The sequence below is a fragment of the Candidatus Methylomirabilota bacterium genome (assembly GCA_036002485.1).
GTDB lineage: Bacteria > Methylomirabilota > Methylomirabilia > Rokubacteriales > CSP1-6 > AR37.
Genome location: DASYTI010000091.1, coordinates 1 through 13,970 on the forward strand (window position 1 = coordinate 1; position 13,970 = coordinate 13,970).

The 13,970-nt window shown below is 67.0% G+C and carries 17 protein-coding genes; 3 read left to right on the top strand and 14 right to left on the bottom strand.

Annotated elements, in window-relative coordinates:
• The first annotated feature begins 262 nt into the window (after positions 1-262).
• On the top strand, positions 263-487 hold the full coding sequence (locus VGT00_08835) for a hypothetical protein (GenBank protein HEV8531507.1): 225 nt from the start codon (positions 263-265) through the stop codon (positions 485-487).
• Between the two features lie 66 nt (positions 488-553).
• Here VGT00_08835 and VGT00_08840 read toward each other — a convergent pair whose 3' ends face one another.
• Complete coding sequence (locus tag VGT00_08840) at positions 554-889, bottom strand: PilZ domain-containing protein (protein ID HEV8531508.1); 336 nt, start codon at positions 887-889, stop codon at positions 554-556.
• 78 nt (positions 890-967) lie between these two features.
• Positions 968-1,228 carry a hypothetical protein gene (locus VGT00_08845; protein ID HEV8531509.1) on the bottom strand — a complete coding sequence of 87 codons (261 nt, stop codon included), beginning with the start codon at positions 1,226-1,228 and terminating at the stop codon, positions 968-970.
• Between the two features lie 33 nt (positions 1,229-1,261).
• On the opposite strand from VGT00_08845, the gene VGT00_08850 reads away from it, so the two are divergent.
• Together VGT00_08850 and VGT00_08855 are read left to right on the top strand one after the other, a co-directional pair.
• Positions 1,262-2,062, top strand: a complete 801-nt coding sequence (locus VGT00_08850; protein ID HEV8531510.1) for a hypothetical protein — start codon at positions 1,262-1,264, stop codon at positions 2,060-2,062.
• Position 2,063: 1 nt separating this feature from the next.
• Positions 2,064-2,516, top strand: a complete 453-nt coding sequence (locus tag VGT00_08855; protein HEV8531511.1) for a hypothetical protein — start codon at positions 2,064-2,066, stop codon at positions 2,514-2,516.
• Between the two features lie 132 nt (positions 2,517-2,648).
• Here the strand turns inward: VGT00_08855 and ccrA are convergent, their stop codons facing one another.
• The 12 genes from ccrA to VGT00_08915 form a co-directional block, all read right to left on the bottom strand.
• Positions 2,649-3,887, bottom strand: coding sequence for a crotonyl-CoA carboxylase/reductase (gene ccrA, locus VGT00_08860; protein ID HEV8531512.1), 1,239 nt, complete (start codon positions 3,885-3,887; stop codon positions 2,649-2,651).
• Positions 3,888-3,905: 18 nt separating this feature from the next.
• Positions 3,906-4,712, bottom strand: a complete 807-nt coding sequence (locus tag VGT00_08865; protein ID HEV8531513.1) for an enoyl-CoA hydratase/isomerase family protein — start codon at positions 4,710-4,712, stop codon at positions 3,906-3,908.
• A 135-nt stretch (positions 4,713-4,847) separates the two neighbouring features.
• Positions 4,848-5,864, bottom strand: a complete 1,017-nt coding sequence (locus VGT00_08870; protein HEV8531514.1) for a TIGR03617 family F420-dependent LLM class oxidoreductase — start codon at positions 5,862-5,864, stop codon at positions 4,848-4,850.
• Between the two features lie 137 nt (positions 5,865-6,001).
• Positions 6,002-7,207 carry a hypothetical protein gene (locus VGT00_08875; protein ID HEV8531515.1) on the bottom strand — a complete coding sequence of 402 codons (1,206 nt, stop codon included), beginning with the start codon at positions 7,205-7,207 and terminating at the stop codon, positions 6,002-6,004.
• 402 nt (positions 7,208-7,609) lie between these two features.
• Positions 7,610-8,320: a tetratricopeptide repeat protein gene (locus VGT00_08880; protein HEV8531516.1), complete on the bottom strand. Its 711-nt coding sequence runs from the start codon at positions 8,318-8,320 to the stop codon at positions 7,610-7,612.
• Positions 8,321-8,353: 33 nt separating this feature from the next.
• Complete coding sequence (locus tag VGT00_08885; protein ID HEV8531517.1) at positions 8,354-8,896, bottom strand: prepilin-type N-terminal cleavage/methylation domain-containing protein; 543 nt, start codon at positions 8,894-8,896, stop codon at positions 8,354-8,356.
• The gene (locus VGT00_08890) at positions 8,893-9,399 is read right to left on the bottom strand and encodes a prepilin-type N-terminal cleavage/methylation domain-containing protein (GenBank protein HEV8531518.1); all 507 of its coding nucleotides are present in this window, start codon (positions 9,397-9,399) and stop codon (positions 8,893-8,895) included. Before VGT00_08890 ends, VGT00_08885 begins: the two co-directional genes overlap by 4 nt.
• Positions 9,400-9,894: a type II secretion system protein gene (locus VGT00_08895; protein ID HEV8531519.1), complete on the bottom strand. Its 495-nt coding sequence runs from the start codon at positions 9,892-9,894 to the stop codon at positions 9,400-9,402.
• 289 nt (positions 9,895-10,183) lie between these two features.
• Complete coding sequence (locus tag VGT00_08900; protein HEV8531520.1) at positions 10,184-11,893, bottom strand: AMP-binding protein; 1,710 nt, start codon at positions 11,891-11,893, stop codon at positions 10,184-10,186.
• A 33-nt stretch (positions 11,894-11,926) separates the two neighbouring features.
• Positions 11,927-13,120 carry a CoA transferase gene (locus VGT00_08905; GenBank protein HEV8531521.1) on the bottom strand — a complete coding sequence of 398 codons (1,194 nt, stop codon included), beginning with the start codon at positions 13,118-13,120 and terminating at the stop codon, positions 11,927-11,929.
• Complete coding sequence (locus VGT00_08910) at positions 13,117-13,293, bottom strand: hypothetical protein (protein ID HEV8531522.1); 177 nt, start codon at positions 13,291-13,293, stop codon at positions 13,117-13,119. Before VGT00_08910 ends, VGT00_08905 begins: the two co-directional genes overlap by 4 nt.
• Before the next feature lie 35 nt (positions 13,294-13,328).
• Entirely contained in the window at positions 13,329-13,958 is a 630-nt protein-coding gene (locus VGT00_08915; protein HEV8531523.1) for a hypothetical protein, read from the bottom strand.
• Positions 13,959-13,970: the final 12 nt, after the last annotated feature.

Sequence of the window (13,970 nt, forward strand, 5' to 3'; positions counted from 1 at the left end):
TCGCATCGCGCCCCGAGATCCCCGCCGTCCGCGCCGGGCGCCTCCACCTCGTGGACGGCAAGCTGGCCACCTGGTACGGCCCGAGGATCAAAGAGGCGCTCACCGTCCTGCCTCGTCTCATTGGCGACGAGTCGACCGCCTGACCTGCTATACTGGACGCCTCGTCGTAAAAGGAGACGCGGGGATGCGCGTCTCTGCTGGCTTCACGAGCGGATCATGCGGAGCGCCGGTGAGCAGCCGCGCTCTCGAAGGAGATGGTTTCGTGCGCCGGACCCCGGCCAAGTCGTTCAAGTGCGAGGTCGTATCCGAGACGGTGTCAATCACGCTCCGCCGCAGCACCGTCATCGGCGGGAGCGGCAAGCTCTTCGTGCAGTGCAGCGAGCTGGACTGTCAGTACGTGGGGGCGAACGAGCCGCCTTGCCCCCTCACCCTCGACCTCTTCGCGGCCGAGATCCAGGAGCGAATGGAGCAGCGCCGGGACGAGTGATCTCTCCTCGTCAGGTTGGGAGGCCCCGAGTCGATCAGCGGCGCGGCGAGGGCTGGACTAGTCGGATCAGGGATTCTGCGGACTCGGTCGGCTGATGATCTCGGTCTCGTCCCCTTCGAGCCCCACGAAGAAGAACGCCGAACCGTCCCGGTCGGCGCGCCAGACAATGGCATCCACGTCGAGAGAGCGGCCGTTGGGTGGGTGGAAGTGGAGCTTGGCCGTCTTGCCGACTTCCAGGGGCTCATCGACCCGCACCTTGGTGCCCATGGGGCTGAGGTTCACGGTCTCGAGCTCCAGCGAGCGATTCTCCAGCTCCAAGATCACGGGCCATGTCACCTTGGCCCTGGGGTAGCGCCTGAGATCTGCCCGCCGGTCGCTCATGGCCATGGGCGATTGTCTCATTGGCCCACGGCTCCTGACAAGGCCCTTTGCAATTCTCGCCCGCGGCTTCCTCTCATGCCCATTCGATGCGATTCCGGCTCACGGCGATTCGATGCAGAAGAGATAGAAGAGAGGTCGGTTGATGGTGCCGGGCTGCCGGTCGAGGTCGCTGACGCAGCGAGCGCGGCTCGGAGGATTGTCCCCACGCACGGGTGGGTTCGTGCTCGATGCGCAGGCAGCCATGGCGAGACCGAGCAGCCCCGCGCCCAGCCATCGTCCGATGCTCCGCATCCGACCGCCGCCCTCCTCGCTGACGTCTTGGCTGCCGCCCAAGGGTAGCACGTGCTTGGGACAGGTCACGCCCTCGTGTGTGACAATCCGTGAGACCGCCCCATGGCCCAGCCCGTGACCCCGTCCGCCGCCGCCACTCTCGTTCTCCTGCGCGATCGTCCGCCCTCCGCCGTCGAGACCCTCTTGCTCCAGCGTCACGCCAAGAGCAAGTTCGCCGCCGGAGACTATGTCTTCGCCGGCGGAAAGGTCGAGGCCGACGACATGCCGGCGGACGGTGAAAGCTTCTGCCGAGGGCTCACCGCCGCTACGGCGGCCGCGCGCCTGGGCGGTGGTCTCTCACCGCGCGAAGCCCTCTCCTACTGGGTCGGCGCCATCCGGGAAGCCTTCGAGGAGGTGGGCGTCCTCCTCGCCTATGGACCGGACGGCGAGCTCCTCCGGATCACCGCGGACCGCCGCGCGCGCTATGCCGCCTACCGGGCCGCCACGCAAAAGGCCAACCCCGCCTTCTTCGACATGCTGAGAGCGGAGCGGTTGATCCTGGCCACCGACCGCGTGGCGTATTTCGCTCACTGGATCACGCCCGAAGAGCAACCCATCCGCTTCGACACACGCTTCTTCGCCGCTCAGATGCCGCCGGGGCAGGAGCCCGCCGTCGATGGTTACGAGATCGTCGAGCTCAAGTGGCTGACCCCGGCCGAGGCCTTCGAGGCTCTCAAGCGAAAAGAAATTGGCCTCCGCACTCCCACCATCAAGAATCTCGAGCTGGTCCAGCAGGGCGGGGCGCCCGCCGACCGCGTGCTGGCCCAGCTGGGCGGGCGGGAGGTGCCGACCATCCGCCCGCGTATTCTCCAGGTGAATGGCAAGCCGGTGCCGGTGCTGCCGGGCGATCCCCGCTGGTATTGATGTGAGGGAGCTGATCTTCGCGCTCGAGTTCAGGGGACGGGCGGGGGCGGTGCCCGGCAAGGAGGGAAAGCGGCGGTCGAGAAGCGTGGCGTCGAGCCAGGCCCTCTCGTGCGTGATGACGGCGGCCGGCGTGGAAAGCCGAGTCGAGCAGCGGACGGGTGACGAGGCCGTGCTCGAGGCTGAAGTGACCATCGTGGACGAGGGCACGTTCACGGAGACGGGTACCATCCGCTACGGACGAGCGGGCGGCATCACCTTTGCCACGCTGGGGCAGGGCGTCGTGCTCCCGAGTGACACGCCCGGGGTCCGCCGCGGGGCCGTGACGTGGAAGGTGACGGGCGGCGACGGAGCCTTCGCGGGCGCGCACGGCATCGTCACGTCCAACTTCGCCGTCAGCCCCGAGGGCGAAGTCGTCGATAATCACTACGCCCGCATCTACCTCCCAGGCGGCTGAAAAAGGCCCATCTGCTTCGTTGGCGCGGGCGGCGGCACCCGCTCAACGTACAGAGAGTACGCCTCGGGGTGCCGCCGCCCGCGCCGCCTCGCATCTGGACCTTTTTGAGCCGCCTGCCAGCTTAGTTCCTCGCTAGGAGGCGCCGAGGCCGGGCTTGGGGGCGTTCACGAGGACGCCCATGTTGCCGTAGGGATGCTTGTTCTCCAGCATGAGCTGGTGGCACTCGGGAATGTCGTCGAAGGCGTACGTCTGCGACAGACATGGGTCGACCTGGCCGGCCGCCACCAGCTTTGTCACCGCCGCGGCCTGCTCGTCGTTGGAGAGATGGCTGCCCTGGAAACGCTTCTGGCGCATCCAGTGATAGCGAAGATCGAGGGTGACGTTGTAACCCGTGGTGCCCGCGCAGATGACGATCATGCCGCCGGTCGCGCACACGAATTCCGAGGTGGGGAGCGTAGACTCACCGGGATGCTCGAAGACGATGCGGGGATTGGTCTTCTCCCCGAGGGCGTCCCAGACGGCCTTGCCGAAGGCGCGGGCGCCCTTGGCCCAGTTGCCGTAGGCCTTGCCGTCCTTGGTATCGGGCATGGGCCCCCAGTGGTCGAACTGGGTGCGATTGATGACGCCCGCGGCGCCATGCTCGGTGCAGAACTTGCGCTTGGCCTCGTCCGAGACGACGGCGACGGCGCGGCCGCCCTGAGCGCGCGTGATCTCGAGGGCCATGCTGCCAAGCCCGCCCGTGGCTCCCCAGACGAGCACCACATCGCCGCGCTCGACGGTATGGGGAGCCCAGCCCATGAGCATCCGGTAGGCGGTTGACCCGCACAGGAGGAAGCAGCCGGCCGCCTCCCAGGTGAGCCGCCTGGGCTTGGGCACGCACTGATGCGCCTGGGCGCGGGCAAACTGGCAGTAGCTGCCGTAATTGGTCTGGTAGCCCCAGATCCGCGTGCTCTCGGCGAGCATGGGATCCTTGCCGGAGAGCACCCAGGGGTCATCGGGCCGCCACCAGCCGCTGTGAATGATGACCTCGTCGCCGACCTTGACGTTCTTGACGTCTTTGCCGACTGCCCACACGATGCCCGAGCAATCGCTGCCGCCGGCGTGGAAGTCTTCGGGCTCGCCCAGCTTCTGGCGCTCGGCGATGACGTCGAGGGGCTGGCCGAGGGCAGCCCAGACATTGTTGTAGTTGATGCCGGAGGCCATCACGTAGATCAGCACCTCGTCGGGCCCGATGGTCGGCGTGGGAATGATTTCCCGCTTCCACGCATCCCGCGGCTGACCGAAACGGTTCTGCCTGACGAGATACGCGTGCATCCGCGCCGGCACCTCGCCGAGCGGCGGCTTCTCGCCGATGTCGTAGAGATCTGCCATGTCCCCTCCGGTTCGGGGCTACTTGCCTTGGAAGTCGGCGCGCTTGCGCTCCGCGGCGGCCCTCATGCCCGCCTTGCGGTCATCAGAGAGCAGCGGGCCTGCCGCCTGGTCGGCTTCCCAGGCGAGCCAGGCATCGCGCTCGCGCCAGTAGGTTCCATCGATGGCCTGCTTGGCCGCCTGCACGGCGAGCGGACCGTTCGCGGCGATCTCCGCCGCCAGCTCAGCGGCCCGCGCCTGGATCTCGCCCGCCGGGTACACGTGATTCACGAATCCGATCCGTAGCGCCTCGGCGGCGTCGAAGCGCCGGGCGGAGTAGATCAGCTCCTTGGCCATGCCGATCCCGATGGTGCGTGGCAAGCGCTGGGTGCCGCCCATGTCCGGGATGATACCGAGCTGGACCTCGGGAATGGAAAAGACCGTGCCCTCGGCGGCGATGCGGATATCGCAGCAGAGGGCCAGCTCCATGCCCGCGCCCATGCAGACACGCTGGATGGCCGCGATGACGGGGACGCGCACGCGCTCGAGGCGCGTGAAGCATTCCTGCAGATGCGCGAGATGATGCCGGATCTGCGGAAGAGCGGCGCCGGCAGAGCCTTCAAGCATGGCCCCGAGGGTCGAGCCCGCCTTGACGTCGAGACCCGAGCAGAAGGCCCCGCCCGCGCCCTGGAGGATGACGACGCGCACGCCCGGGGCGCTGTCCACGGCATCGGCAGCCTCGCGAATCCCTTCCCAGACCTCGAGGTCGAGGGCGTTCAGCCGCTCCGGCTTGTTCAGCGTGATGGTGGCCACGGGCGCCTTGATCTCGACCTGCACCTTGCTCGTCATCCATTGCTCTCCAGTTGCTTCTCCCGACGCATCCCTCTCCCCTCGAGGGGAGAGGGCAGGGTGAGGGGTGCCGAGCCATGTCGCCGAGCCCGCAGTTCGAGCTGAGGCGCTCGTCTCGAGCGGCGAGGCGAGGGCTTAACCATTGAACTGCTTCACCAGCGCGGGCAGGCGCGGATCGCCGAGATTGGGCTGGTAGGGCTGATAGAGCGAGGTGCGGTCGAGCAGCCCCTGGTAGCGCTCCATGATCTTGTCGTGCAGCTTGTCATAGGTCGCCGTCACCGCGTAGGTGTCGAGCATCTCGTCCGTGATGAGCTCGGCCATGCCCTTCCAGTCGCCTTCCACGCTCTTCTTGTGGAGCTGGGCCGACAGCCCGCCCCAGCCGTGGACGTCGAGCACGGGCTGGTAGGTTCGGGTCGAGGCGTAGAAGGAGATCTGCTGCTTGACCATCAATTCCTGGTCGCGCCGCTCCTTCTCGGTGTCGCCCACGATGACGAAGCTGGCCGTCGCGTACGTGAAGTCCTTGCGCGAGCGACCCGACTTCTTCAGCCCCGCTTCGACGCTCGGGTGCACGACCTCCCGAAGATACTTCGGGCTGTTGAAGGGATGCACGTGCATCCCGTCGCAGAACTCCCCGGCCACCCCGCACATGTAAGTGTTCACGGCGGCGATGTAAATGGGCACGTTCGGGCGGTCGATGGGGCCCGGATTGAAGAACGGCGTCATGACGTCGAAGGTGTAGAACTGCCCCTTGAAGTTGAGCTTGGTGCCGTTCTGCCAGCAGTCCCAGATGGCGCGGACGGCGCGGACGGCCTCGGCCATCTTGGGCCCGGGCGACTCGAACTTGACCGAGAAGCGCCGCTCGTTGTGCGCCTTGACCTGGGTGCCCAGCCCCAGCATGAAGCGCCCGCCCGAGGCCTTCTGCAGATCCCAGGCGATCATGGCCGTGATCATGGGACTGCGCGAGAAGACCGTGGCGATGTTCGTGCCGAGCTTGACGCTCTCGGTGACGGAGGCGGCCACGGCCAGGGGCAGAAACGGGTCGTGCTGGGTCTCCGCGGACCAGAGGCAGTCATAGCCCATGGCCTCGACCTTGCGGGCATAGTCGGGGAGCGTCTTGAGGTCGTGGCTGAGCATGCCGATATCGAGCTTCACGGGCGATCTCCTTGTCCCAGCCCTGAGTAGGGGGTGCCCGGGAAGCATACGCGAGGCGCATGGCTGCTTCAACAGATCGCCCTGCGGAGCGGAAAGGGCGGACGAACGGCAGGCGACAGTTCTTTGCCGCGGGAGAGCTAGCCGGAGACCTCCTTGTACGTGCCGGACTCGATGGTCCAGGTCTGGGGCACCTGGCCGCCGCCCGTGCGGGCGTAGTTGCAGTTGTAATAGATGGCGGCGTTGCCGCCCGCATTGGTGTCGATGGTCGTGGCAGAAACGTCCCGGACATTCTGGCTGATGACCGCCCCATCTATGCGTCCGGTTCCTGTGCCCGTATAGGTGAGATCGTTCAAGATGTAGATCAAGCCGCGCATCTGGAAGTTCCCGTCGATCACGAGGGATCCCGCGACGATGATCCAGCCGCTGAAGATTCCGCTGGGGTCGGCGGGAGCGTTGCCGCGGATGCCCACCGACGCGAAGTCGCTCGTTGGCGTGGTGCTCGGCCCGGCGGCGTCGATGTTCTGCCCGCTGATCGTATCCACGTAGATGATGCCGTTTGGAAGCCGGTTGCTCGGGTTGAAATCCACCGAGCCTTGGTAGTAGGTCCCTTGGGCCTTGGCAAAGGTCTTCAGCGCGCTGAGCTCCGCTTGGGAGTAGGTATAGGGATCGAACGCCGTGTTGGGAAGATTCTGAAACATGTCGCCCGTCTGGTTCGCGGCATTGTTGCCGTCGGCGCCGTAGATCGTTGCCGACCCGCCCGTGACCGTCGCGCCCAGGCTCCAGGTGCCCGCCTTGTTGCCGCAGCTCGTGTCGGCCCGGGAGTCGACGATGGAGTTCCCGCTGGCGGAGATCTCGCCGCGCACGACCAATCCGGCCGGGGGATCAAGGAATCGGATCTTGTAGACGGTCGCGATGATCTTTTGCTTGGCCTTCGGAGCCGAGCCTGCATTGGTCGGCGCCCAGCCGGTCGCCACGATATTGCGCTCGTTCGCGGCCGCCCCATTGGTGACGGAGATGGTGAAAACGCCCACCTGAAGACCGTTCAGGACCACGGGGATTGCCGTGGCGCCATTGTAGGGTGCCGCGGGCGTGATCAGCGGGCTCGGGATGCCATTCGCACTGGCCGGATTGTTGAGCGCCCAGATGGCCCGCTCGACCGCGCTCTCGGCGACGGCGCGGGCCTGAGCGACCTGCAGCTGATTGTTCGCCAGCAGGGGCTCCGAGGCCGCCATCATCGAGAACGCGATGATGAGCGCAGAGAGGATTAGCATGGTCAGCAAGGCCATGGGCAGCGCGACCCCGCGCTGGCACCGCGTGAGAATCAAGAGACGATGGAAACGCATGCCGTCCTCCTCTCCCTCGGGACCTCCGGGAGGTTCGTTGAAGGCTGGATCATTCGAGACGTTCCATAGCAAGATCAGTTCCCGGCCCACCCTGATGGGCCTGAGATCATCGGTTCAGTCGGGTGGGCTCTTCAGCGGCGCGGCAATGCTCTTCTGTTTCATGCACTTCTGGACGTCGATGACGAGGGCGAGTTGGGAGCCAGCCGTCGAGAATCACGGGATTCCAAATCGCAGAATGCGATGCTCGAGTCACGCGACGGACACCCGGATGTCAAGCGTCAAGCGGCTGTCACCTGCGCGGAACCACCCCGTGACCAGGAACTGGGCGCCACGGACCGGAGCGTGACCGGAACTTGGGCGTGAGGAACATCTCGGGTCCGGCCCGGACCGCGGCCGTCTGACTTAGCGAGGCTGGGGAAAGTCGTCGCGCACGGCGATGCTGTTGCCGGGATCCAAGTCGAGCTGCTTCTCTTCGCCCGGCTTGAGCTCAACGCGGAGCCGCCAGATCGGCTGGCCCGCGACGCGGTTCGTCAGCATGTAGGGCCCGGGTCGAACGTCGGGGAACTTGAAGTCCCCGTTCTCGTCCGTCCGGAGATTGTAGCGCTCTTCCTTGGTCGGGCTGTCCGGCTGGCCCACCAGAAACAGCTGGAGCCGCCGCATCGTCTCCGGCGTGGCGCCCTTCTCCGCGAAGAGCGCGCGGCCCACCAGCACGGCATTACCCAGTTGGCGCTCGCGCTCGACTGACCGGCTCGGCTCCGAGGGGATATCTGGCAGGGCCCCGGCACGGGCGAGCCACCCTCGCGACTCGACGCCTTCCCGCGAGCCGGGAGGGGCACTGACCATCACCCACTGGAACTCGCGAATCGCGGCCGCGCGGTCCGTGTACGAGAGCGCGACTCCGAGTCCGTAGCGGAGGGGCACGCTCTCCGGCGCGCGCTCGAGCGCCTCGCGAAAGAGGCCCACGGCCTCGGCGAAGCGGCCGGCCTCCAGAGCGGCGCCGGCACGCGAGGCTGGATCCGCTTCGACGCGAGCGGACGGCGTGGGCGCCTGCGCCTTGCAGCCAGGGCCGGCCAGCACGAGGAATCCCAGTAGGGCGAGGCTGCGCGGGTGCACGTTAGCCTGAGATTTCCTTGTCGGTCCCCGACTCTACGTGTTCCGGAGACGGACCAGCATCTCGATGGTGGCCTGCTGGTTCGAGTCCGAATAGCTGGCCACGGACTCCTCGGTGCCGGTCACGAGCTGAAGGCGGACCAGCCTGACGCTTGCCGCGGCGGCGGTCGTGGTGCCGGTATTAGTGGAGCCGTCATAGGCCGAAAAGTATGTCAGGGTGAATGTGCGGACGCCGCCGATGAGCGGCGTGGTGACGCCGCCCGCGGTTCGGTTGATCACGGCGCCGGCAAGCTGGTACTGGATCGTGATGCCGTTTTCGTCCACGAATGTCATGTTGGTGGCGCTCGGGATAGCGGTCACGGACTGGGCCGAGCGCAGCTCGCGGACCATCAGCTCGAGGGCGACGCGCCCGTTCTGCTGCGCCTCGACCCGGCGGGAGCCTATGAGGTAGCTCTGCTGGCCCTGCATCTGCACAGTCACCAGACCGGCCAGCATAAGGCCCAGGATGGCGATGACGACGAGAAGCTCGGCCAGGGTGAAGCCGCGCTGCTCACGGGCGAGCTGAAGCATGGCCTTCATCGCTGCGCCATCAGCATGGACACCATGGCGCTCTTCGTGGTGCCGACAGCCGCGAGACCGGTGGCGGTCGAGGGCCGGTAGCTCACGGCGACCGTGACCTGGCGAAGACCAGGGTCCACGATGCCGCCGCATCCCGCGCCCACGCCGCAGTCGGCGATGCGGACCGTCCGCGCATAGCCGCTGTATGGCGCCGCCATCGGGCTTTCGTCAGGGAAGGTGGTCGCGCCTCCGGAGGTCGGGGCCACGGAGGTCGATGCCGAGACTCCGAGAGTGTCGGCAGCAGGTGCGGCTACCCATTGCGCATTGCGGACCTGTTCGAGCCTCTGATTGGCGAGAAAGGTGGCGGTGGAGAGCTGCTGGCCCTCCTGGATGCCATAACTCGCGGTCGGAACCGCGGACAGGAGGCCGACGAGGCCGATCCCGATGATGACGCAGGCGACCAGGATCTCCGCCAGCGACATCCCCCGCTGGTCCGCGACGAAGAATCGGAGCACGCGACGCATCTATGGGCTCGTCACCCGGCCAGTCAGGGCAATCGAGATCGTCATCGTCGTGCCGGTGGTCGAGTTGGTCATGGTGTAGATGGTCGCGGCGCCGGCCGCACCGAGGTAATTGAAGGTCACGCTATTGAGCGGTCCGATTGTGAATCCCTGCGGCAGGTTGATATTGCCGGTGACATCGGTGCCCGCCCCGGTCCAGGCGGCGCCAGCGCAGTTGCCCAGCAGGAGGACCATCTGGCCATTGTTGGGCAGGGTGACGCAGACCGTATCGTTCTGCCTTATGGCGAGCTCGCGGGCCTGATTGAAGAGCGTCATGACCTGCTGGACATCTGCACGCGCCGCGGCGGCCTGATAGTAGCTGAGGAAGAACGGAACGGTCATGACGAACAGCACGCCGACCACGGCAATGAACACGATGAGCTCGGTCAGGCTGAAGCCGGCCTCCCGGCAGGGGCCCCGGCCTGCCGTCTGATCCCCGCGCTGAGCCGCTCGAATCATGTCATGCCTCCGTAGAGTGTCCGCTGGGCGAGCACACCAGCCTGTTCCGATCCCAGACAGAGCAGGATCAGTGCCACCTCAGGCATGGAATTCAGAGCTACCTTGACCGGATCAGAGCGAGACGGGTGTTGGCTAGAGAAAACGTGTTTACGATTAGATACTTTGTGGCGGTATAGAGGAATGCGAGGGGCGCTAAGATCCGCCCAATTTCAGGGCGGCCTTGATTGACCCGAAGGGCCTTGCGGTCGTTTGCGACTCATGAGGTGCGTCACCCCACGAACTCGTGTCATCACGAACAACACCCCGCCCCTGACGGTCCATGGGGCGATCGAGCCCGGCCACGCGTCTCTTCGAGGAACATCTCGCGGAGCTTGGCCTTCTGGACCTTGTCGCCATGGGGGCCTGGGGTGCGGGGGACGTCGGCGACGATGCGGACGTGGCGGGGAACTTTGAACGAGGCGATCTTGCCCTTGCAGTGGGCGATGATGTCGGCCTCGGTGAGGGATTCGCCCTCGCGAGGGATCACAAAGGCTACGGGCGCCTCGTTGAGCTTCGGGTCGGGCACGCCGATCACGAAGGCCTGCGACACCTGGGGGTGCGTCATGATGAAGCCCTCGATCTCCGCCGGGGCCACCATGAAGTGGCTGATCCTCAGGGCCTCTCGCAGCCGTCCCTTGAAGATGGTGCGCCCCTCGGCGTCACGCACGGCGAGATCGCCCGTCTTGAACCAGCCGTCTGGCGAGAAGGCCCTGGCCGTCTCCTCCGGCTTCTTGTAGTAGCCCCGCGTGACGAGCGGCCCGCGGAACCACAGCTCGCCCTCCTGTCCCACGGGCATGTCCTCACCCGTCTCAGGATCGACGACACGCACCTCGATGCCCTCGGCCGGCCACACGCCGGGGATCGCCCGCGACGCCTCGCTCTCGTCGAGGTAGTGGAGCATGCACAAGGCATTGAGCTCCGTCATGCCATAGGGCTGATAGGCCTGAGGGACGCCGAGGGTGTGGACGATGTCCTCGAAGAGTCCATCGCGGCCGCCCCCCGTCATGCCGAAGCCGCCCGTGCGAAGCGTCGAACGCTTGCCGCGAGCCAGGTCCGGATGGTCCAGCACCGCGATGGCCATGGCGTCCACCGCGTTCCAGATCGTGATTCCTTCGCGCTCGATGAGGTGCAGGGCCACCGCGGGGTCGAACGTCTCCATGAGCACGAGGCAGCCGCCGTGGGCGAAGGTGGAGAGCGGGATGCAGAGCCCGCCCCAGGTCCCCGTCAGCGGCAGGGCGTGTAGGACGCGGTCGGTCTCCGTGACGCCGAGCACCTTGCCCGCGTACCAGCCGTGGGGGACGGCGTTCCGGTGGCTGATCAGGGCGCCCTTCGGGAACGAGGTGGTGCCAGACGTGTAGAGGATTATCCACGGATCGTCCGGTTCCGCCGCCTTGGCGACGTCATCGATTCGCCATGACCCTCCCTCGGCCTCGGCCGCCTCGCTGAGATCGTGAAGCCCGAGGCAGCCGGGATGAGGATCTTCGCAGTCCACAATGATCCGCTTGAGGTTCGGAAAGTTCTCCGCCTCGAGGTCGCCGGGCTCGGCCTCGTGGAGACCGGGGATGACCCTTTCCAGGGTCTCGAGGTAGTCGACGGGACCCAGATGATCGGTCAGGATGAGGGTGGTGGCTTCCGACTGATCGAGGATGTACCCGAGCTCGTGCGCCTTGTAGCGCGTGTTGAGCGAGACCACCACGGCGCCGAGCATGGCGCACGCGTACTGGATGAAGAACCACTCCGGGCGATTGGGGAGCCAGAGGGCGACCGTGTGGCCCCTTTCCACTCCGGCGGCGAAGAGGGCGCGGGCGCACCGGTTGACGCGCTGGTAGAACTCGGCATACGTGATGCGCCGGTCGGCGGCCACAATGGCTTCCCGCTCCGGGAAGCGCTCGGCCACCGCGGCCAGCATGCCGCCCGCCGTCGAGTCGAGGAATGGGTTGGGCCCGAAATCTCGCGGCATGGGCCACATCCTATCACTCGACTTTCCGGCGAGTCAGATCACCCCGTCGGCTTTGAGTCTCTCGATCTCGGCGTCGGAAAGGCCGAGCTCGCCCGCGTAAACCTCGCGGTTGTGGGCGCCCAGCGGGGGGCCGACCCAGCGGATGGTGCCCGGCGTGTCGGAGAGGCGCGGAGTGGGCGCGCTCATCGTCGCCGTGCCCAGCTCGGGGTCCGGCAGGTCCACGAAGGTGTGGCGGGCCTTGAAGTGCGGGTCCTCCATGATGTCGGCGATGTCGTAGACGGGGGCCGCGGTCAGCCCCTCCGTCTCGAAGAGCCGGACGATCTCTTCGCGCGAGCGCTGGCCAATCGCCTCCGCGATGGCCTGGTCGACCGCCTCGCCATTGGCGATGCGCGCGTCGTTCGTCGCGAAGCGCGGGTCGGCGAGCAGGCCCCCGATGCCGAGGGCCTTGAACATGGCGTCCGCCGAAGCCGGCGTGGAGGCCGAGAGGGCCACCCACTTGCCGTCGTTGGTCCGGTACGTTCCGCGCGGGCTCGCGTTGTGCGAGCGGTTGCCGATGCGCTCGCGCACGATGCCGTGGGCCCGGTACTCGATGGGATTGGGGCCGAGGATGGAGAGGAGCGGCTCGTAGAGCGGCACGTCGATCACCTGGCCGCGGCCGGAGACGCGGTCGCGATGGCGGAGCGCGGCGAGCACTGCCACCGCACCCGCCTGAGCGGCGACCATGTCGGCCATGGGGAATGAAGGCAGCGTGGGAGACTCCGCGGGACCGGTGGTGGCCGCGAAGCCCGACATGGCCTCGACCATGGTGCCGAAGCCCGGACGATCGCGGTACGGTCCGTCCTGGCCCCAGCCCGAGACGCGCACCATCACGAGCCGAGGGTTCTCCTTGGAGAGCGCTTCCCAGCCGAGACCCCACGTCTCGAAAGTCCCCGGCACGTAGTTCTCGATGAGCACATCGGCGTTCCTCGCCAGCCTTTTCAGGAGCGCCTGCCCCTCCGCCTTGGTCAGGTTCAGGGTGATCGAGCGCTTGCCCCGCGCATAGACCTTCCACCAGAGCTCGCCGAGCGACTTGGACCAGGTGCGGAGGGGATCGCCCGCCTTGGGGTTCTCGATCTTGACGACGTCGGCACCGAGATCGGCCAGCATGGTCGCCAGCACGCCGCCCGCGATCAGCCGCGAGCAGTCGACCACGCGGAGGTCGCCGAGCGCGCCGGGGGCCGCGCTCATGACCGGGTCTGGCCCTTGCGCGCCTCGTCCTTGAAGTGCCGATCGAGGGCGTCGATCAAGAGGCCGAGCGCTTCCTTTTCGGTGCGACCGGTGACGGTGACGGTGGGGTAGGCCACGGCGGTGGCGCGATAGAGGCCGCCTTCTTCCTCGATCAGATCCACTTCAAATCGCATGGCGTCAGCGACGCTAGCAGCCCGACGCACCTCCGTCAAGGCGCGCGTCGCCGCCGCTCGAGGGAGCGCTCCAGATTGGCCCGGGCCGGAGCTTCGAGGGAGGCGAACTCCGGGGTGAGGAAGATACGCGGCCGTTCCAGGAACACGCCGAGAATCCGGGCGCGGCCCGTTCTCCAATCGCTCTCGCTCACGAACTCGTACTCCTGGCGGACCTGGCTCTCGTAGCGATCGAACTCGGCCGGTGAGCCGCCCAGGATGGAGAGATCCGCGTCGACGACGTACCGGGCATCGGGAGCCTCCGGCGGGCTCGCGTGGCACGTGGCCATGATGAGGGCGGTGACGTGCTCGCCCACCTCGGGTCTCACCCCGCCCTCGCCGAGGATGCGCTTCGCATAGCCCGCGCTCCGCTCCTCGTTGTCCTTGGCGCGCGGATCGTAGACGAGATCGTGGAGCCACAGCGCGAGCTCCGCGGCATCCGCCTCGCGCACGCGGCTCCTCACGCCGTCGAAGAGGCTCAGCACGCGGGCGATGTGCTCGAGCGTGTGGTAGTGACGATGAGGCTCGGAGTACGCGCGCTGGATCTCCCCGTGAGCGGGCTCGGGATCCGAGCGCGCCCCCAGCCTGCGCCAGAGCGCGCCCCATGCTTGGAGGGAGACTCGATCCATTTGTCGGCCGAG

Excerpts from the sequence above, each read along its gene's own strand:
- VGT00_08840 (HEV8531508.1), bottom strand. The coding sequence starts at position 889 with ATGAGACAATCGCCCATGGCCATGAGCGACCGGCGGGCAGATCTCAGG.
- VGT00_08850 (HEV8531510.1), top strand. The coding sequence starts at position 1,262 with ATGGCCCAGCCCGTGACCCCGTCCGCCGCCGCCACTCTCGTTCTCCTG.
- ccrA (HEV8531512.1), bottom strand. The coding sequence starts at position 3,887 with ATGGCAGATCTCTACGACATCGGCGAGAAGCCGCCGCTCGGCGAGGTG.
- VGT00_08865 (HEV8531513.1), bottom strand. The coding sequence starts at position 4,712 with ATGACGAGCAAGGTGCAGGTCGAGATCAAGGCGCCCGTGGCCACCATC.
- VGT00_08875 (HEV8531515.1), bottom strand. The coding sequence starts at position 7,207 with ATGCGTTTCCATCGTCTCTTGATTCTCACGCGGTGCCAGCGCGGGGTC.
- VGT00_08885 (HEV8531517.1), bottom strand. The coding sequence starts at position 8,896 with ATGAAGGCCATGCTTCAGCTCGCCCGTGAGCAGCGCGGCTTCACCCTG.
- VGT00_08890 (HEV8531518.1), bottom strand. The coding sequence starts at position 9,399 with ATGCGTCGCGTGCTCCGATTCTTCGTCGCGGACCAGCGGGGGATGTCG.
- VGT00_08895 (HEV8531519.1), bottom strand. The coding sequence starts at position 9,894 with ATGATTCGAGCGGCTCAGCGCGGGGATCAGACGGCAGGCCGGGGCCCC.
- VGT00_08900 (HEV8531520.1), bottom strand. The coding sequence starts at position 11,893 with ATGCCGCGAGATTTCGGGCCCAACCCATTCCTCGACTCGACGGCGGGC.
- VGT00_08905 (HEV8531521.1), bottom strand. The coding sequence starts at position 13,120 with ATGAGCGCGGCCCCCGGCGCGCTCGGCGACCTCCGCGTGGTCGACTGC.
- VGT00_08910 (HEV8531522.1), bottom strand. The coding sequence starts at position 13,293 with ATGCGATTTGAAGTGGATCTGATCGAGGAAGAAGGCGGCCTCTATCGC.
- VGT00_08915 (HEV8531523.1), bottom strand. The coding sequence starts at position 13,958 with ATGGATCGAGTCTCCCTCCAAGCATGGGGCGCGCTCTGGCGCAGGCTG.